General features: G+C 35.6%; 14 protein-coding genes. 10 read left to right on the top strand and 4 right to left on the bottom strand.

What is annotated here, in order from left to right; all coding sequences use genetic code 11:
* Nucleotides 1–166: 166 nt before the first annotated feature.
* From miaB to ABWU38_RS01540, 3 genes are all read left to right on the top strand, one after another.
* Complete coding sequence (miaB, locus tag ABWU38_RS01550) at nt 167–1,486, top strand: tRNA (N6-isopentenyl adenosine(37)-C2)-methylthiotransferase MiaB (protein ID WP_264688421.1); 1,320 nt, start codon at nt 167–169, stop codon at nt 1,484–1,486.
* Between the two features lie 334 nt (nt 1,487–1,820).
* On the top strand, nt 1,821–5,207 hold the full coding sequence (ileS, locus tag ABWU38_RS01545) for an isoleucine--tRNA ligase (protein ID WP_253309963.1): 3,387 nt from the start codon (nt 1,821–1,823) through the stop codon (nt 5,205–5,207).
* A 68-nt stretch (nt 5,208–5,275) separates the two neighbouring features.
* Entirely contained in the window at nt 5,276–7,963 is a 2,688-nt protein-coding gene (locus tag ABWU38_RS01540) for a hypothetical protein (protein WP_353272355.1), read from the top strand.
* Here ABWU38_RS01540 and pheT read toward each other — a convergent pair.
* Nucleotides 7,957–10,353, bottom strand: a complete 2,397-nt coding sequence (gene pheT, locus ABWU38_RS01535) for a phenylalanine--tRNA ligase subunit beta (protein WP_265016522.1) — start codon at nt 10,351–10,353, stop codon at nt 7,957–7,959. The genes ABWU38_RS01540 and pheT overlap by 7 nt on opposite strands.
* A 120-nt stretch (nt 10,354–10,473) precedes the next feature.
* The gene (locus tag ABWU38_RS01530; RefSeq protein ID WP_253309467.1) at nt 10,474–10,761 is read right to left on the bottom strand and encodes a hypothetical protein; all 288 of its coding nucleotides are present in this window, start codon (nt 10,759–10,761) and stop codon (nt 10,474–10,476) included.
* 230 nt (nt 10,762–10,991) lie between these two features.
* Here ABWU38_RS01530 and ABWU38_RS01525 point away from each other — a divergent pair, with 230 nt between their 5' ends.
* The 6 genes from ABWU38_RS01525 to ABWU38_RS01500 are packed head-to-tail and all read left to right on the top strand — an operon-like array spanning nt 10,992 to nt 15,565.
* On the top strand, nt 10,992–11,717 hold the full coding sequence (locus tag ABWU38_RS01525; protein WP_253309466.1) for a F0F1 ATP synthase subunit A: 726 nt from the start codon (nt 10,992–10,994) through the stop codon (nt 11,715–11,717).
* 59 nt (nt 11,718–11,776) lie between these two features.
* On the top strand, nt 11,777–12,004 hold the full coding sequence (locus tag ABWU38_RS01520) for a F0F1 ATP synthase subunit C (protein WP_250294934.1): 228 nt from the start codon (nt 11,777–11,779) through the stop codon (nt 12,002–12,004).
* Between the two features lie 3 nt (nt 12,005–12,007).
* Nucleotides 12,008–12,487 carry a hypothetical protein gene (locus tag ABWU38_RS01515; RefSeq protein ID WP_264688424.1) on the top strand — a complete coding sequence of 160 codons (480 nt, stop codon included), beginning with the start codon at nt 12,008–12,010 and terminating at the stop codon, nt 12,485–12,487.
* Between the two features lie 8 nt (nt 12,488–12,495).
* Nucleotides 12,496–12,972, top strand: coding sequence for a hypothetical protein (locus ABWU38_RS01510; RefSeq protein WP_064125097.1), 477 nt, complete (start codon nt 12,496–12,498; stop codon nt 12,970–12,972).
* 14 nt (nt 12,973–12,986) lie between these two features.
* A complete protein-coding gene (locus tag ABWU38_RS01505) occupies nt 12,987–14,585 on the top strand; it encodes a glycosyltransferase family 2 protein (protein WP_309166964.1) in 1,599 nt (532 codons plus the stop codon).
* The gene (locus ABWU38_RS01500; RefSeq protein ID WP_253309463.1) at nt 14,567–15,565 is read left to right on the top strand and encodes a COX15/CtaA family protein; all 999 of its coding nucleotides are present in this window, start codon (nt 14,567–14,569) and stop codon (nt 15,563–15,565) included. Before ABWU38_RS01505 ends, ABWU38_RS01500 begins: the two co-directional genes overlap by 19 nt.
* Here the strand turns inward: ABWU38_RS01500 and ABWU38_RS01495 are convergent.
* Together ABWU38_RS01495 and ABWU38_RS01490 are read right to left on the bottom strand one after the other, a co-directional pair.
* Entirely contained in the window at nt 15,548–17,626 is a 2,079-nt protein-coding gene (locus tag ABWU38_RS01495) for an acetyl-CoA carboxylase biotin carboxylase subunit (protein ID WP_353272354.1), read from the bottom strand. The genes ABWU38_RS01500 and ABWU38_RS01495 overlap by 18 nt on opposite strands.
* Nucleotides 17,627–17,698: 72 nt before the next feature.
* Nucleotides 17,699–18,451: an ankyrin repeat domain-containing protein gene (locus tag ABWU38_RS01490; protein WP_353272353.1), complete on the bottom strand. Its 753-nt coding sequence runs from the start codon at nt 18,449–18,451 to the stop codon at nt 17,699–17,701.
* Between the two features lie 149 nt (nt 18,452–18,600).
* On the opposite strand from ABWU38_RS01490, the gene gltX reads away from it, so the two are divergent.
* A complete protein-coding gene (gene gltX, locus ABWU38_RS01485) occupies nt 18,601–20,031 on the top strand; it encodes a glutamate--tRNA ligase (RefSeq protein ID WP_353272352.1) in 1,431 nt (476 codons plus the stop codon).
* Nucleotides 20,032–20,825: the final 794 nt, after the last annotated feature.

Here is a 20,825-nt window from a genome sequence, read left to right as displayed (position 1 = left end):
TTTTTACAGGGATACTGGTGAAGTCGAGTTGCAATAGCTGTGTGCTTGACATTGGGATCCAATTTTATAAAAATCTATTGTGCTAGCAAGTTCACTAGCGTCACGCGCTGGTCTGTTGGACATTTAATGTGATTATATGTAGGGTTTTGAAAAAGACATACCAAATATGAAAGGCCTATATATTAAAACTTACGGCTGTCAGATGAACGTTTATGACTCCGTTTTAATGGAAAATATAATTAAACCTTTGGGGTTCAACGTTGTTAGTGATGCAGAAAAAGCTGATTTGGTGATACTGAACACTTGTCACATTAGAGAGAAGGCAGCAGAAAAGCTTTATTCTGAGCTCGGGAAGATTCATTCGTCACGAAAAGAAATTACTATAGTGGTGGCTGGATGTGTAGCGCAAGCAGAGGGAGAAGAAGTATTCAGAAGGGCTCCTTTTGTTGATATTGTTGTTGGTCCGCAGAGTATCGCTACCTTACCGGAGCTGATAGTCAAAGCAAGCAGAAGTAAAGGTCATGTAATAAACACTGATTTTCCTGAAGTTGCAAAGTTTGATAAATTGCCAGATGAATGCTATGGCAATAGCCAGGGGTCTTCTGCGTTTCTTGCCATACAAGAAGGTTGTGATAAATTTTGTACGTTTTGTGTAGTACCATATACTCGTGGAGCTGAGTATTCACGGCCAGTGAATGAAATATTTCGTGAAGCATTGAAATTAGTTGCAAATGGGGCGAAGGAAATCAATTTGCTTGGTCAGAACGTCAATGCTTACCATGGGAAATGCGAAGGGGAAGTGTGGGATTTAGGCAAATTAGTTAGTCATATTGCTAAAATTGAAAAGCTAGAGAGGATTCGTTATACAACTTCTCATCCAAGAGATATGCATGAATCTCTCTACTTGGCACATGCGGAAGAGCCAAAACTCATGCCATTTATTCACCTGCCTGTGCAGTCAGGTTCGAATAAAATATTGCACGCGATGAACAGAAAGCACACTGCAGAGGAGTATTTGGAAATAATAGACAGATTTCGCAAATTGAAACCTGAAATCGAATTTTCTTCTGATTTTATTGTTGGTTTTCCTGGAGAAACCGAAAAAGATTTTGAAGAAACTGTAAAATTAGTAGAAAAAATTAGATATGCTCAGGCTTATAGCTTTAAATATAGCCCAAGACCAGGTACACCAGGAGCAGAAAGAAAAGATCAAGTACCAGAAGAGGTTAAAACAGAACGCCTTCTTCGTTTACAGAAATTAATTAGTAAGCAACAACTTGAGTTTAACCAGAGTATGGTAGGCAAAACTATACCTGCTTTGTTCAGTGATAAAAAAGGCAAACACCAAAACCAAATTATTGGTAAAAGCCCATATATGCAATCAGTGTGCATTGATGATCCTGAAGGGAAGTATAGAGATAAAATAGTAAATGTGAAGGTATTGGAAGCTCGGCAGAATAGTTTGTTGGGGTGTGGTGCAGGATAGCTCTGTTGGACATCCGTCAGAGAATTATTTTGATTGAGAGAAAGTACCCCTATAGAACAAGATAGAAGTACTTCACGTAGTTTATTTCAAGTTTATCAACTATAGCTAAAGTAATTTAGGCTTACCGACAACCGTCATCCCGCTACTTGTTAGCGGGATCTAGAGATACCGTGACGATATGACGGTTAAGCTGAGATACCGCGAATGAATCGCGGTATGACGTGGGATTGTGTTAGCTATAGGGTGTGGGGTGCAGGAATAAGTTTGTTTCTTTTTGCATTTGTAATTTTCTAGAAAGCCCTATATTCTTTGGCTTTATCCGGTCAAAATGAACATGAAGTCAAAGCATTATCCTGATACAGTAAGTAGTCCTGATTTTTCGTCGTTAGAAAAAGAAATCATAAAATTTTGGCAGGAAAATAAAGTTTTTGAGCGGTCAGTTGGAGAACGTTCCAAGGATAATTGTTTTGTGTTTTATGATGGGCCTCCGTTTGCAAATGGACTTCCACATTATGGACATTTACTCACTGGTTTCATCAAAGACGCATTTGCAAGATATCAAACTATGCTTCAAAAAAGGGTTGAACGTAGATTTGGTTGGGATTGCCATGGATTACCGGCTGAGATGGGTGCAGAAAAAGAACTTGGAATATCTGGTAGAACTGAGATAGAAAAATTCGGCATTGAAAAATTCAATAACCATTGTCGTACTTCTGTAATGAGATTTTCATCAGAGTGGGAAAAATATGTCAATAGGCAGGCAAGGTGGGTGGATTTTCATAATGACTATAAAACCATGGATAAATCATTCATGGAGTCGGTCATGTGGGCATTTAAACAGCTTTATGATAAGGGTCTAGTGTATGAATCAGTACGCGTTGTTCCATATAGCTGGGCGTGCGAAACTCCATTATCCAATTTTGAAACAAGGCTTGATAACGCATATAGAGAAAAGACTAGCAAAGCTGTAACTGTTGCATTTGAGCTTTTAGAAAACCCACAGCAGTTTAAAAGTGTTAAACAAAAATGTAAATTACTTGCTTGGACTACAACTCCTTGGACTCTTCCTAGCAATCTGGCATTGGCGATAGGAAAGGACATCAAGTATTGTGCAGTGTCAGTCCACTCTTTGGTGTCATCCCAGCGCGTGACGCTGGAATCTATTTCTGGATCCCAGTGTCGAAGCACTGGGATGACAGAAGTTAATGAAAGGAGTTCAGTGAAGAGTGAAATTTATATTTTCGCTGAAAGCTACCTAGAAAAATTTATCAGCCACTCTGAACAAAACAATATTCCATATGAAAACTGCAATATAAAACTTAAAGCGAATGATCTTGCAGGCCTTTCCTATAAGCCGCTGTTTGATTACTTTAAAGATACAAAGAATGCATTCCGTGTTTTTGTTGCTGATTATGTTACAGGAGAAGATGGTACTGGCGTTGTACACACTGCTCCTGGATTTGGTGAGGAAGATTTTTACCTTTGCCAAAGCCATGATATTCCAGTTATTTGTCCAATTGATAACAGTGGAAAATTTACTGCTGAAGTTTCAGATTTGGCAGGGGTTCATGTTTTTGATACCAATGATACAGTAATAAAAAAATTGAAAGAACAAGGAAACTGGTTCAAAACTGAACAATATATTCACAATTATCCACACTGCTGGAGAACTGACACTCCTTTGATCTATCGCACTATGCCTTCTTGGTATGTTGCCGTTACAAAATTCAAAAGCAGAATGGTAGAGCTAAATAAGAGAGTTAATTGGATACCAAACCACATTAGAGATGGTCAATTTGGAAAATGGCTTGAAGGGGCACACGACTGGTCAATTTCACGCAATCGATTCTGGGGTACTCCGATTCCTGTGTGGCAATCAGATGATACAAGATATCCAAGAGTGGATGTATATGGTTCGATAGAAGAACTAGAGCGAGATTTTAATGTTAAAGTAGATGATTTGCACAGACCATTTATCGATACTTTAACGAGGCCAAATCCTGATGATCCAACAGGAAAATCAGTTATGCGTCGTGTGCCTGACGTATTTGACTGCTGGTTTGAATCTGGCTCGATGCCATTCGCACAAGTCCACTATCCGTTTGAAAATAAGGAGTGGTTTGAAACTGCAGATTTTATCACTGAATACATAGCGCAAACCAGGGGGTGGTTTTATACGCTCTTTGTATTGTCCACTGCTTTGTTTGATAGGGAACCATTTAAGAACTGCATATGCCACGGTGTTGTTTTGGATGTAAAAGGGCAAAAATTGTCCAAGCGTTTGAATAACTATGCAGATCCAATGGAGGTTTTTGATAGATACGGTTCTGATGCACTGCGTTTTCTTATGCTTTCTGGATCTATTGTTTGTGGTGGTAATTTGCTACTTGATAAAGAAGGGAATTTAGTACGAGACGTTCTGAAAAACGTAATAAAACCTATTTGGAACAGTTATCACTTTTTTACCATGTATGCAAATGCAGATGGAATTAAAGCTGAAGTTTGTAAGGATTATCAAAGTACTATTGATCGCTACATGATTTCCAAATGTTTTGAAGCTGTAGAAAGTATCCAAACTTCTATGAACAGCTATAACTCCCAAGAGGCTTGCAAAATTTTGATGAACTTTTTTGAAGTGCTAAATAATTGGTATATTCGTCGCAGTCGCGAGCGTTTTTGGAAAAGTGATTTGGATCAGGATAAAACTGATGCTTATAATGTTCTATATACGGTTTTTTATTACATACTAAGAGCTGCAGCCCCTTTGTTGCCACTTATAACAGAGAATATATGGCAAGGGCTTAAGTATGAAGAAACATCTGTTCATTTGGCTGATTTCCCACAATTAGAGAAGTTTGATAGTCAGCTCATTGCCAAAATGGATCTAGTGAGAGAGATATGTAACTCTGCACTCTCTATTAGAAACACTTTTAATATACGTATCAGACAGCCACTTGGCAGTATGATCATTTATCATCAGTCTTCCTGTAGTTTTCTTGAAGGTGAGCCGTTTTCTGTCATCCCAGTGCGTGACACTGGGATCCAGTGTGCTGAAAACTCAAATGAGTACCAAGAGATGATAAAAGATGAGGTAAATGTAAAAAAACTGAAGTTAGTAAACAGACTTGAAGATATTGCATCACTAGAGTTAAAACTCAACTTCCCTGTGCTTGGAAAAAGAATTCCGGAGAAGATTAAGACACTGGTTCAATATGTTAAACAAGGAAAGTGGAAACAAGTTGAATCCGGTGTCATCCGAGTAGCTGACACTGGGATCCAGACGCAGATTCCAGCGTCACGCGCTGGAATGACAGAAAGAGGTCTCATATTTTTGGGGGACGAGTCAGAAAATTATATCATAGAAAAAGGCGAATATGAACTATTATTAAAAGCAAACAGTGAATTCTCCTCTGTATTTGATAACAACAAAGGGGTTGTTATCCTAAACACTACTTTAAATGATGAATTGATTCTAGAAGGGCTTGCAAGAGATGTAGTGAGGCTCATTCAGGAAACTAGGAAACAAGCTGATTTTCATATGTCCGATAGAATCAGAGTAATAATCAAAACAGAAGATGAGAAAATTAAGGAAGCAATAAATACGTGGATTGAATATATAAAAGAGCAGACCCTTGCCTTATCTTTGGACATTAATACAGAAATTGGAACTAACTTTTATTCTAAGGAATATCAGGATTTAAATGTTAGCATTGAGCGTTAGATTTTTAATAAAGTTGCAAGACTGTCAGTATTTATGCTATACTTAAGGTAATTGGATAAGGTTATGGTATGAATGCTGTTGTAGGTTGTGAGGAAGTTGTTGACTTAAATAACAATAGTGGTGATTTAGATGCATTAAATGGACAACCTAATTTACAAAGAGAATCTTTTGCTACTTCAGAAAAACAGGAAGGACCTGTTGCTACTTTGGAAGAGCAAGAATCTGTTAGTAATTTAAAAAAAATAGGTGCTGATTTTAGCATTCCACTAAGTATATTTCATTATAAAGGTTACGGCTCCGATTTTTTTACTTCCTGGTATAATATATCAAGCGAAATATTTAAGGAAATAAACAGAGCTTGCCTGGAGAAGAAAGTATTAAATTCAGCTCTATCAGTTTTAATGTTTCCTTATGTTGCTTCTGTTGCATTGGGGTTAGTTATATATAAAACAAACAGTAAAACACAAACCAGTTCAGAGGAAAGTAAAACAAAAAAGAGTGAGGTAAGTACAGCAAAAAGATTGGCATATGGCGTTCTTGCTGCAATTGCAATTCTTGTTGATATAGCTGTGCTTATAGCCTTAATTATTCCTGCAACACCCGCCTTAGCTACTTTTTATCTTACAAACAGAAAGTTATCTCATTCTTTGGTTGCTGCTCTAAAAATAAGTAATGGGTTATATCAGAATGAACACCAGAATATTGAAGTGTCTTTTCGTGAAATAGATGCTGGTAAGTCGGACATTAAGTGGGATATGGAAGTTAAGTTTCCACCGCAATTTGAACAATTACTTAGAGATTTATATGAAGATAAAGATGGTAGTTGGTTTAATGTTGCACGTGATTCAGAACATAATACCATACTGAAATTATCAGCTAATATCAATTTAAAAAACGGCCTTAGGCCTTTACGTAATGAGATCAAGAATGTGCTTGCAATTTCGATTCAGGAATTCGCAAAGACTATGGAAGAGCTAATGAAGCTAGAAGGAAAAGATATTACATATGATAAGCTGAAGGAACTGTTGAACGAATTCAGACTGAAAGTGGTGGATAGTGTAGATTCTAAACTGGTGAATTACTTAATACAAAATGCTTATCGAGTTGCTTTTATACAAGCAATTAAATTTGCACAAAAAAGAAGAGAGGAAAAGGAAGATTTTTCATTAGAAGAAAGACTGAAAGAGGTATTAGTGGAGCAAGAACTGAAAAGCCAAGGTAAGGAATTGCCGACTGAAAAGGAAATGATACTAGAAGATCTAAAAAAAGCAGGAGCAAAAGTACCAGATGACTTGGACGATAGAGGGCTTCCTATGTTTAAAGCAAAATGGAAACAGCTTATAAAAGAAGGGAAAATAGCTGAAAGGACAATAATTAATACTTATGAAGATATGTACCCTCAAGAAACAAAGAAAGCTCTAGATAATGCTGAAAGAGAGATTAAGGATTTAAGAGAAATAGGACAGAAAAGATATAATGGGATATGTGAAAAATTAAAAGAGATGCATAAAAATAGGAAAAACGGTAACTTAAAAGATGGTGCTTTAAAAAGGAAATTAGAAGATCTTTTTAAATTTGAATATGATGATCAAAAAGTTGAGGAAAGGCTAATAGAATCGAGAATAAGGACTATTAACACTCTACTGAGTAAGTCAGATAAAAAAATAAAGCAATCTTTAGCAGAAGATTTTAGTGAATTAAAGGAAACAAGGACTTCGGATAAAGTGAATGACTTTGTAGAGAAGATGTATTTAGAAATAACAAGATGTAGAATTCAAGAGTTATTTGAAAAGCAAGGGGAAAGTATAAAGAATGTAGAAGATAATAAGGACATGCTATTCAATGGAGAAGATGAAAAACGTCTAGTAAACAAGATTGTTTCTTATCGAAAAGAAATTGGAGAATATTTTACGCAACCTACAAGACTGAAGGAAATAATAGGAAAGCAGAATGAGGATTTGGATGTTGAGAAAAATAGTAAAGAAGAGAAATCTTCAAGTATGGAGTTAATAGAGTTATGCTTGCGAAATAACCAAGAAATTTTAGAAGCATTAGAGCAATTAGAGTTAAAAAAAGAAGGATTGTTGATAAATGAAGAAACAAAAAATAATTATAGAGAAGAGCTGGAATCTCGTGAAAAAGTAAAATTTGCAATAATAGAAGATGATTTACTGAAAGCGTTCGAGCATGAAACTTTTAACGAAGAAGCAATTAAGAGATTATTAGAGGAAGCGGAACTTGAGTACTATTTGGCAGAAAGATGCATCAAATATCCTGTGATTAAAACGAAAGATAATATCAAGCATTTTTGTCAAGATTTATTGTCTCCTCTGGTAGACAGGTTAGCGAACCTCATAATAAATAATGTACCAAAAGATAATGGGAATAGTTTGTGGAAGATTTGGAACTCTCTTAAAGTTGGTTTTAATTATAATGTGATTGGATGGTCAGCTACCGTAAACAAAGATAAGAGCACAGAAGGAAAAGCGTTGAGTGTGGCACATGATACTCATAAGGAAATAGAGACATTTCTTCAACATTTCGAATCAAGTTATGAAGAAGTAGGAGCCTTGATAGGTGATGTATTTTCTGATGATGGGAAAACATTTAAAAATGATGTATGGCCTAAAGTAGAAGAGCATTTGCATGGAATGTGGAATAGATTTTTTAAGGATGTTGAATTCAAGATTGGGAATAGATTGGATGAAGTAAGTGTGACACAGCAAAAGCAGAACACTATGATTGTGACTCAATGATGAGTTCTCAAAGTTCCTCCGGTATTTTCATATACCAAATTGACTATAGCACTTGATTCTTTTTGGATCTCTTTTTCAGTTAAAGTGTGGATTGGAGAGCAGAAAGTAACTGACAATGCTATAGACATCTTATTCGGTTCTATATTGTTTCCATGGTATACGTCAAATACTAAAACTTCTGTGATGAGCTCTGAGCTTTTTTTTACCACATTGATTATGTTACCTACTTCCACATCCTTATTTACAATAAATGCAAAATCACGTTTTACACTTTGGTATTTATAATCGATAAATTTCTTTCTACTTACAGGTAAATTTTCAATATTTTCTAGTATTACCTCAAAACCTACAACTTTTTGCTTGATGTCAAAAAGATCTAATATATTAGGATGCAACTCTCCAAAATAACCTGCTACTTTATTCTTAAAAGAGAGAGTGCCTGACTTTCCTGGGTGGTAATGTTCTTTTTCTGCTCTCTCTATCGTTAAATTATCGCAATTGACGTTAAAAAACTCCAAAGCTGCTATGCAATCAGCCTTTGCGTCAAAAACATCTACTTTCCTATCAATATTATAATGGTTTCGCGGTAAATTATTTCCTGTTCTTATTCCACTTAAGACATGTTTAGACTGAGCTTCACCATCGTAAATCGGCCCAATTTCGAAGATTGCAAGATCAGATACTCCATGGGCAATATTATCAGCAGTGACTTGCAATAAATTTGGCATAATACTTGGTCTCATCATATTAAAGTTATTGTTAAACGGATTATCGATGATAAATAACTTATTCGAGTAACCAAATTTTTCAGCTGTTGATTCACTCATAAATGACCAGGTTAGCACTTCATGAAACCCTCTGTTTGTCATCAAAATACGCAAATTGTCGTATGTACTATCTACTTCTTCAACATTATTTGGTAGTGGTTCTTCTTTTATTTTGTCATAGCCGTATATTCTTGTTACTTCTTCAATTAGGTCAGCAGGTATAGTCACGTCCGGTCTCCAGCTTGGTACTTGTACATTCCAATTGCCTTCGGTTTTTTTATCAATACTAAACCCTAGTTTCGTTAAGATATCGAACGTCTCATCAGGTGATACAGATACACTTCCAAACTTGTTTATATCTTGGTAATCAAGGCTTATCTTAGCATCATTCCGGCATGGTTTTTTCTGGATCCCAGTGTCAGCTACTTGGATGACAGAGGTGTATTCTTTATCTAGATTACCGGCAGACACTACGCTTGAGACTTCTCCACCACATAAATCCAAAATCATTTTGGCTGCAAGATTGAGTCCATCAAGGGTAAATCCAGGATCGATTGAACGTGCAAATCTGTAACTAGCGTCTGTGGAGATGCTGAGCTGTCTTGAAGATTTAGTGATAGAGATTGGATCGAGCAAAGCTAATTCCAAAAAAATATTGGTGGTTTCAAGAGTACATTCACTGCACTTTCCACCTATAATTCCAGCAACTCCATGAATATTTTTACTATCAGAATAAATGTTTATATTATTGTCCAGTAAATATTCCTTACCATTTAAAGCAAAGAAGCTTTCTCCATCATTTGCTTTTCTTATTGTAAGTTTGCCATCTACTTTGTTTGCATCAAACGCATGCATTGGACGGTTAAAAGATATCATAATATAGTTAGTAATGTCAACTATTGTAGAAATGGAGCGCATTCCTATCGATTCCAATTTATCTTTTAGCCACTTTGGGCTTTCTTGATTTTTTACATTGGCGATGTATATTCCACTAATAAAACTTTCTCCGTCAGTCACTTCAACATCGATTGGTGAATTTATGGAGCTGGTAAGTTGTGGAATGCTTAAAGTCTTTAATGTCCCAATTCCAGTTGCAGCAAGGTCGCGAGCTATTCCATAAATGCCTAAGCAATCTCCACGGTTTGGAGTAACATTTATATCAATTACAGGGTCACAATTGAAAAATTTATCCCCTACTTTATAATCATCGGAAAGCTCGATTATTCCTTCACTTTCCTCTTGAACTAGCGCAAGTTCAGAAGCAGAGCAGAGCATCCCTTCACTTAGCACTCCTCGTATTTTTGTAGGCTTGATTGTGAAATCACTTTCTGGCAATGTGCTACCAAGAGATGCAAGCACAGTTTTCATACCTTCTCTAACATTGTTTGCTCCGCAAACTATTTGTAGAGTTTTACTTCTGTCATCTACTTTACATAATTTTAATTTATCGGCATTTGGATGAGGTGCAACTTCTAATACTTTTGCAACAATAAAACCAGCTAATTTGGTATTGTCGATCACATCTTCTACTTCTAACCCTATATGAGTTAATTTATCGGTAATTTCTTCTAAACTAGCATTGGTTTCTAAGTGTTCTAATAACCAAGATAATGTGAATTTCATGAACCTTTAAAGAAATAAAAGAGTTATTGTAATATAAAATGTAGTGCTTTTAAAGCTTGTTGTAATGGAATAAAAGGTAACTTCTACATCATAAACAAGGATGCAGAAGTTTTTGTAATTTTATATATTATTGTAGAGAGAATTTATCTTCTCGATATCACCTTTTAAATCTATCTCCATAGAGAGCTTAAGATTCATATTGTGGTTATCTTCATGGAAGTTATGAATGTAACCATCAATAGTTAAGTTTCCTATCATATTATGGCTTTTATCTAGTATTTCGCTTCCCATTTGATAATGGCCAGTATATTCGTTAAAGGAGCCATCTGTTAGTTTAATGTATCCACTACCAAATTCCTGCTCTAAATTTAAAGGATGATTAGTGTTAATAAAATCTATTTCGTTCATAATAATACCTCACTAAAAATTAAATTATAATTAAAATAAGATGTTAAGTCAAGATATTGAATTATTTAATAAGATTAGTAAGTTTTAAAATACAGAGCTGACTGTAATTAACACTCTAATTACATATTTTGTTAATGTATCAATGTTATAATGATACAGGGCTTTATCTTAATTCTTGACTTTGTCCTATAAAATTCATACTTTATTTACTGTTTATAGTTCAGATTAAAATGGCATTAAATCCACTGGAACAGTTTAAAGTATATACAATAATAGAGTTACCTAGGTTATTTGGGTATGACGTAAGCTTTACCAATTCATCTCTTTTCATGATGATTTCGGTGATATTGGTGATACTCTTTTTGCTTTTTGGAATAAAGAAGGGGTCAGTAATACCAGGATATTTGCAAGCTGCAGTTGAATATGTATATGATTTTGTTGTTTCAATAATAGAAAGTAACACTGGAAGCAAAGGCTTGCAGCACATTCCATTGATATTTACAGTGTTTATTTTCATTTTATCATGTAATTTGGTTGGTGTTCTTCCTTATAGTTTCACGGTCACAAGTCATGTGATAGTCACCTTCGCTTTATCGATGGTGGTTTTTATTTATATAACGATTGTTGGATTTAAAGAAAGGGGAGTAGAATTTTTACGCATATTGCTACCAAAAGGAACTCCTTCGTGGCTTGCACCTATAATAATTATTATTAAGTTGTTTGCTTATTTAGTAAGGCCGATTAGCCTATCAATAAGGCTTGCAGCAAATATGATTGCGGGTCATACAATTATCAAAGTGATAGCAGGGTTTATTGTAAATATGAACATATTTCTCACTCCTGCGCCGTTTTTGTTCATAATTGCATTGATAGGGTTTGAAGTATTTGTTGCAGTTTTACAAGCTTATATATTTACTATATTAACATGTGTATATTTGTCAGATGCAGTAAAGTAATTGACTTCCTTGCAGAATATTTTACAATTATATTATAAAGAAATGTTTAAAGGTAATATATGGATTTAGTAGCTTTAAAATTTATAGCAATTGGTTTAGTTGCGTTTGGAATGCTCGGTGCTGGTTTAGGTATAGCTAATATCTTTTCTGCTATGCTGAATGGGATTGCGAGGAATCCTGAATCGGAAGGTAAAATGAAAACTTACGTTTATATTGGTGCTGCTATGGTTGAAATAATGGGATTGCTTGCGTTTTTACTTGCAGTATTATTAATATTTGTTGCTTAACACATGCCACAGCTTGATGTTTCAAACTTCTTTTCTCAAGTTTTTTGGTTTTTAATTTTTTTCTCTTCACTTTTTTTCGTAGTAAGTTGTTTATTTTTACCAAAGTTAGATGAAATAATAAGCACTAGAAGTAAAAAAGTATTGGATTCTTTTAATAGTTCTGTTCATCTTTTAAGACTCACGGAAGAGCAGATTGCCAAGTATAATGCCGCTTTAAACCAAGCTAGAATACAGGCAAAAAGGATCATAGATGATGCACTTGCTCAGGTAGAAGAAATGAGAGCTAATGTTAAGAATATATTAGAAGAGGAAGACAAAAAAATGAGCAAGCTTATTGAAGAAAAAGTGGCAGAATTTAAATCTGAATATACTGATCAGTTAAAACAAATGGCTACTAGTATTGCTTTAATTTATTATACTAAATTGACCAATTCTGAAATTGAAGAGGAGTTTGTTGCTGACTTGGTGTCCAAAGAATTTTAGGGGTTTTTATGTCTACATCACTGATTATCGGTCTTGCCTTCTTGGTAAGTTTTGTCCTTTCGTATAAATTGCTAAAGAAAGTGATAAAAAATGCGCTTAACAATAAGCGTAACAAAAGCAAATTTTCAAGTGAAGAAACTGAAAAATTCAGGAAAGATATGTTGGAGTATTACAAAAAATCTTCTGAAAAATACAAAGAATTAGATGCAGAAGTTAATAAAATGATGAATGAAGCACTTGATAAAGCTAATAGTATCATTAAGCACAATAGACAGCAGCTAGATCAGACATTAGATGACAATGCCCATTCTAACTTGAAGAAAGTCACTGACCAAGTTGAAAAAGCTCTTGGAGACTTACAGGCTAACACAGCGAATATAGCTGCTGATGCTGTAAAAAAAATAATGCATGAACGTAAAGATGATAAGCGTAGTAGCGAGGTCATATCTTCATTTTCACGTGACTTAAATAAAAAATTGCATTAGGTTTAATGCAACAATTGCCTATACTTCAAGCTGATAATGTAGAAAAAATTAAGTTTGATTCTAGTTTATGCAAAGAGCAAGAGAAACTTTTTTACTATAAATTTAATATAATTCCTTGGCAAAAATTAAATGATACTACTTTTTTTATGGTTGAAGACACAAGCCGAGATATCAACCGTTGGGTCGAAGCTCATTACGGTATTGACTATGTATTAATAAAAGTGGATAGCGAACAGATTTTAAATCTTCTTAACTCGCACTTTGGTATTTCAGAATTTGCAAGCAACTACTTATATTACAAGAATGCTAATTTTTCAGCTAAAAGCATTAAACTAAGCTCAATATTTTTTGCTTCTTTCTTTATTGTAACTTCAATTTTAACACTAACAGAGAAATATACATATTTTGCTTTGATGTTGATATTTATAATCGGATGTTCTAGTTATTTATTCAAGTTTATAGCTACAATTTTTAACTTATGTGAAACCTCCAACCAAAAAGTGGATTATAGTAAGCTGAATGAAGAAGATTTTCCTATATATACTATTTTATTGCCTGCTTTTAAAGAAAGTGCAGTGATAGAGCAATTGATCGAAAGCATTGAAAGTTTGGATTATCCAAAATCGAAATTAGATGTGAAGCTTCAGGTAGAAAGTGATGACCAGGAAACGCTAGCAGCTATAGAAAAGTACACTTTACCACAGTATTTTGAAGTAATAAAAGTGCCTCATTCTTTGCCTAGAACAAAAGCCAAGTCATGCAATTATGCTATGAGCTTTGCTAGAGGAAAGTATGCAGTAATATATGATGCGGATGATAAACCAGACCCATTGCAGTTAAAAAAAGCACTGATTGAATTTAATAAGGGCGACGATAAGCTTGCCTGTGTACAGGCAAGGTTGAATTACTATAATTATGATCATAATTTTCTGACAAAATCCTTTTCTCTGGAGTATATGAACTGGTTTCAATACTTATTGCCTGGATTCCAAAAAATGAACATGCCAATGCCTTTGGGTGGTAGCAGTAATCATTTTTCAGTAAAAATTCTAAAAAAATTGTTTTTCTGGGATGCTTATAGTGTTACCGAAGATGCTGACCTTGGTTTGAGACTTGCGCAAATGGGATATAAAACCAGGATGATTGACTCAGAAACATTGGAAGAGTCACCAATTGCTGTATTTGCTTGGATTAAGCAAAGAGCGCGCTGGATCAAAGGCTATATGCAAACTTATATTGTTCATTTAAAAAATATAAAGTCACTTTATAAACACACTGGATTTAAGGGAATTTTGCTATTGAATCTTTTTGTTGGCTCTGCAGCTTTTATATTTTTTACTACTCCATTTTTACTGCTTTCATTGATATTAACTAAAGTTTTAAATGAATTATTTTTGTACTACTTTGTAGTGGTATACGTTACTAACCTGATTCTTTTGGTAATAGCTGTCAAACAGCAAAAGATGCCTTTTTATTTTTATATAGTATCGATATTTTTTCCGGTCTATAGTCTGCTACATAGTGTTGCAGCTTTTCTTGCCTTATGGGAATTTATTCTTTACCCTGAGCGATGGAACAAAACTCAGCATGGTTTATGGAATCAAAACCTGTAGCTATTTGGCTTTTTCTCTGCTGTATTATGGTAATTCTCATGGTGGGGATTGGTGGATTTACCAGACTTTCAAAAGCAGGATTGTCAATCACGGAGTGGAAACCCATCACTGGAACATTGCCACCACTGAGTGGACAAGATTGGCTACAAGAAAAATTAAAATATGAAACTACACCTGAGTATAAAGCATTCAACTATGGTATGAGTATGGAGGAATTTCAGGCTATATACTTAATAGAATATGTACACAGATTGGTTGCAAGACTAACAGGTTTAGTTTTTGTCCTGCCATTTATATATTTTACATTAAGAAGAAAAATATCTAAAAAGGTAGTAATAAGGCTATTTGTGGCATTATTATTTGGAGCTTTACAAGCTTTTGCTGGTTGGTATATGGTTAAAAGTGGTTTAGTAACTGAACCTCATGTTAGCCACTATAGGCTTGCACTTCACTTATTATTAGCATTAATTGTCTTTGCATTATTGTCATATCAATTTTTTGATTACCAAATCAGGCCAAAGCAAACTAAACTTAAGATTAGTAGTGACACTATATACTACACAGGGATGATTTTGGCCCTAATTGTAATACAAATAATTTTCGGTGCGTTTGTTGCGGGATTAAATGCTGGTTTGATTTACAATACCTTTCCACTAATGGACGGACAAATCGTTCCAGAAGATTTATTTTTCTTACACCCTATATGGCTGAATATCTTTGAGAACAGAGCAACAGTGCAATTTATACATCGAGCACTGGCATTGCTAATACTAGCTTTGGTAGTAATACTCACAGTAAAAAATGCTAGCGTAAAACCGGTGTATATTATGCTGCTCTCCGTTATCATTCAGATCATTTTGGGTGTAATTACTCTATTATTGCACATACCAATAGCCATTGCCATAGCTCATCAAGTGTTTTCATTTATCTTGTTTGGGTCAAGTTTATACTTCTTGTGTTATTTAAGAAAGCAGAGCTAATACTACATCACCAATCTGCACATTTTTTCCTTCTTGAACGAGAATATTTTTTATCACCATTGCTGCTTCAGCACATATGATATTTTCCATTTTCATTGCCTCCACCACAAATAAAGGTTGTCCTATTTCCACCTGATCTCCTATATTTACGTGCAACTTAACTAATAAGCCAGATATTGGGGATTTTACAGCATCTGCTGAAATCCCTTCTGTTTCATTATTTAGCATTAACCTACTTAATTCAGCTACATGAGGCTTAAATATACAACACTCAGCTTTCATGCCTGCATGTCTTATGAAGTATTTGCTGCCTTGTTTTTCTACTTTAAATGTTATATCAGCATCATCATTAATTGTAATATATAGTAACTTATGACTTGATTTCCACTTGCCTACTACAGAGTATGTATTGTGGTTATATACTGTTGTTAATATATTATCTTGATATCTTGCACTTACGGAGTACTCATTGTCATTTATATTCACTATGAATAAATCTCTTGCACGGTCACCTGCCATCCGAGTAGCTGATACTGGTGCCCCTTCTTTTTTACTAGATTCCAGTGTCACGAACTGGAATGACACCTGAGGTGTTTCATTCACTGCTTTATGATGGTACCTTTCTTCATTTTCCAAATGAACATATAACGCAGTGAAAATAAATATTTTAATATACTCCTCTGTAACAAAATCGCCGTGAAACCCACTAGGGTAATGGTCTGGAATGAATCTCGTATGGAGCTTTGCTGCAATAAAATTTGGGTGATGGAAGATGGATTCTAGAAATTCTATATTATTTGTTACTCCTTCTATATAGCATTCAGACAATGCTTTTTGCATTCTACTGATCGCTTCTACTCTATCTTTTCCATATGTTATAACTTTTGCAATCATTGAGTCATAGAACGTGCTAATTTCTGAACCTGCAGCAACTCCATCATCTATTCTTACATAATCATTTTCATCCGGTTTATCGTAATATTTTATTCTTCCGCTGGAAGGGAAAAATTTCTTCGATGGGTCTTCAGCGCAAATTCTACTTTCTATTGCAGAACCAGTAAGTTTAATATCATCCTGATTGAATCTCAATTTCTCTCCACAGGAAGTTCTAATCATTTCTTCTACTATGTCTATTCCAGTTATAAATTCTGTTACTGGATGCTCAACTTGCAATCTCGTATTTACCTCAAGAAAATAGAAGTTTTGGTCTTTATCTACAACAAACTCAACAGTGCCTGCTGAAAAATAGCCAACTTGCTTTGCCAGAGAAACACATTGGACATACATTTTTTGTCTTACTTCTTCACTAATGAATGGACTTGGCGTTTCTTCCATTATTTTCTGGTTATTCCTTTGTATCGAGCATTCTCTTTCTCCAAGACACACTATATTGCCATATTTATCTGCTATGATTTGTATTTCAATATGTCTTGGTAGTTCTATATATTTCTCTATAAAGATACTGCCATCCTTAAAACTTTTCTCTGCTTCATTTGTTGCTGATGTGAACGCTAGTTCAATTTCTTTTTTGGAATTTACAATTCGCATTCCTTTGCCACCACCGCCTGATGCAGCTTTAAGCATAACCGGAAAGCCAATTTCTTCAGCAACGATGGCTGCATGAGCGACATCTTTAATCTTGCCCATATATCCTGGTACTACATTTACTCTAGCCTTTCTTGCCTCTTCTTTTGCCGTTATTTTATTGGCTGTAACTTCTATTGTTTCTGCACTGGGACCGATGAAGTCTATATTATGTTTTTGAAGAGCACGTGGAAAATCTGGATTTTCCGCTAAAAACCCATAACCAGGATGAACTGCCTGTGCACCTGTTTCAACTGCTACCTCGCATATTTTTTCGATGTTTAAGTAACTGAGGCAAGATGGCGAAGGGCCAATATACCTCGACTCATCTGCTTGCCTTACATGCACAGAATTTATATCCGCATCCGAATATACGCATACACAAGATATATCCATCTTATGGGCAGTTCTGATAATCCTGCAAGCAATCTCTCCTCTGTTTGCTATTAAAATCTTACTGTACTTCTTTTCCGTCATCGTATCAGTATACTTTCTTAAGTTAAGAAAGTAAATTTCTATATCATTGCCTGCAAGTAATTTCTAGCTTCATCAAACACCCAAACCTTCTCCTGCAAGTTGTACATTAGTTTCCACTAAAGTGCTTTCGTTATGCAAGGCATGTATCTCGTTACATGCCTTAACTGACAGGTATGTGACTCCGCCAGAAGCTATTGCAACCATCGAGCTTAGTGCAAAAGTCTGAGAAGATAGATACAGAAAATATAAAGATAAACACAAGGCAGCAATACACGCTATAGCCCCTACTATATATAAACACAGGTGAAACTTCTGATTACATATAAAGCTGTCTTTTATGTCTGCGATTTGCTTAATTTCTTTCTGTTGTGCAGCATCTAAGTAATAAAGAGGAGTTCCCCTTTTCTTATTAAAAGCATGGTCTTTACTGCAGAGCGCATCTTTAATATATTTTTTATTACATTTGAGTTCCTCTTTCAATCTGCTTACTTCTTTCCGATCTCCAGCTTCTTCTGCTTTTGTAATTTTGTTATCAGCTTCCGTCTCTAAGTAATGCACAATCTCTTTTACTGCAGGCAGCAAAATCCCACTCCTTGCTGCTTCATGAAATGGATTATTTCCATATTCATTATGCGCAGTTACAGAAGCAATGTTCTTCCTGCAAATGTCTACAAATTTATCTTTTTTTGGTATTCTTGCAGCTAGATGCAAGAGATTATCTGCCCGTACTATTTGTTTTGTTTTATCAAAAGGGCCGGTGTAACGCCAACTGACAGTAGCTTCATTATCTGAAAGCAATTTTGCTATATCTACAAGTCCATCCATAACTCACCTCGCTATATTCAACCAATAATAAATTATACAACATAACTTATGAAAAACAAGTAAATCTTATCTCTCAGAATAAATAAATTCCACATTGTTGCAAGCATAAATTTTAGCTATCATCATTTACATTACTGTAATAGACAAATATGCCAGACGTAGTCACTAGATTCGCTCCATCACCAACAGGGTTTTTGCACATTGGAGGGGTTCGTACTGCTTTATTTAATTGGCTCTACGCGAGGCACCATGGTGGCAGGTTTTTGCTAAGGATTGAGGACACCGACAGAAAACGTTTAACACAAGAAGCAATTGATGCAATTATAGAAGGGCTAAAATGGCTCGGTGTGAGTTATGATGGAGAAATAGTATATCAGTCAAAAAGAATAGAGCGGCATAAAGAAGTAGCAAACCTTTTAGTTGAGAAGGGTAGGGCGTATCACTGTTACTGCCCTGAAGATGAAGTTGCAGAAAAGAAAATAAAAGCAAGAGAAGAGGGCAAGATATACAAGCATAAATGTACTACAAAACCTCCTTCTTGTCATCCCAGTGCTCGACACTGGGATCCAGAAAAAAATATGTGGTCACGCGCTGGAATGACATCGGGTGTGAGGTCAGTTATCCGTTTCAAAGTGCCAGACTCGCAAGAGATCGTCGTTGATGATAAAATATACGGCCAAATCAAAGTAAATAGCGACCAGCTTGATGATATAGTGATCTTACGCTCTGATAACACTCCAACATATATTTTCGCCGTGGTAGTTGACGATCATGATGCTGGAATAACTGATATAATACGCGGTTCTGACCATCTCACTAATACTTTTAAGCAATTGCTAATATACCAGGCTCTTGATTTTGATGTTCCACGTTTTGCACACGTACCGCTTATCCATGGGGAAGATGGGAATAAGCTATCCAAAAGGCATGGTGCCACAAGCGTTTGCGATTATGAAAAGATGGGAATATTGCCAAAAGCGATGCGTAATTACTTGCTGAGACTTGGCTGGAGTCACGGCAACGATGAGATTATTAGCGATGAGCAAGCAATAGAGTGGTTTAATTTAGAAAGTATTGGTCGTTCACCTGCACGGCTCGATTTCAAAAAACTGGAGCATTTGAATAACCACTATATTAGTAATATGAGCAATGAAGATATTCTGACTCTAATGCTTAGAGAAAATACTCTAACTGACAAAAAAAAGGGCTATTTACTGCAGGGACTGACAGAGCTGAAAAAAAGAGCAAACTACCTGACCGAATTATTGGATTTAGCAAAATTTTATATTCAAGATCCGCCACTTGATTTAAGTGAAGAAGCTTGTCAAATTGTCAAATCTAACCTCAATATAATTAAGTTACTCGCATCATTTCTGTCAAAGATCGGTGATGAAAATTGGAATAAGGGTTTTTTATCTTCTCAGATCAAGGAATGTGCAAAATCACATGATATGAAAATAAGCAGTGTATACCACTCATTACGTGCCCCTATAACTGGAGTAATGGATGCACCTGGAATCATCGATATCATGGTGATTCTTGGTAAAGACGAGTGTATAAGAAGGTTACAAGCAATTTAAATGAAATAAGAAAATTTCTTGACAAACTCCGCCAGCCCCCTTATTATGACAATAAGGGTATTTATGACTCAAAACTTGTTTTTGACCTGCAGGCTCAATGACAAAATTCAGTAAAAAACTCAGGGTATTTATTGGCGGATTACATAAAATTATAGCGGCTGCATGTCTTTTTTATTTTTTCTACATTCAGCCAAATCGCGCTTATTTTAAGCGTTAGCACATTATTACAGCGCCACTTACAGTAATATAGAGTCAAAACTCGCACCACGGGGCTTCTTTTGCCTTTTTTTCGTTTGGTAAATTTCTTAACGTTTGTAGCTAAACGACAACCTTCATCCTGCTACGTGTTAGCGGGATCTCTTGTTAGCGGATGAGATACCGCGAATGAATCGCGGTATGACGGTTCGCGGTGGAATGACGATAACTTCGTCATTCCGCTATGTGTTAGCGGCTAAGAGATACCGCGGCAGTATGATGGTTAAGTAGGGTGTCATCCCAGTGTCAAGCACTGGGATGACAAAAAAGGGGCTACTCGGATGACAAAAAAAGGAGCACTGGGATGACAGCTAGCCTGACAACCGTCATCCCGCTGCTTGTTAGCGGGATCTAGAGATACCGTGGCGGGATGACGAGGATGCCACCGCGAACTTGTCATTCCAGCGCGTGACGCTGGAATCTAGTCTTTATTATGCAGCCACTTATTTAAAGTTAAGTTTCCTGGATCCAAGTAGTCAAGCTACTCGGATGACACCTTGACGATTTGAAGAATCGTCATCCCGCTACTTGTTAGCGGG

This window comes from Wolbachia endosymbiont (group A) of Urophora cardui, assembly GCF_964028435.1.
In the GTDB taxonomy this organism is placed as follows: domain Bacteria; phylum Pseudomonadota; class Alphaproteobacteria; order Rickettsiales; family Anaplasmataceae; genus Wolbachia.
The sequence above is the reverse complement of the archived record's forward strand: the minus strand, read 5'-3'. Positions and strand labels throughout refer to the sequence as shown.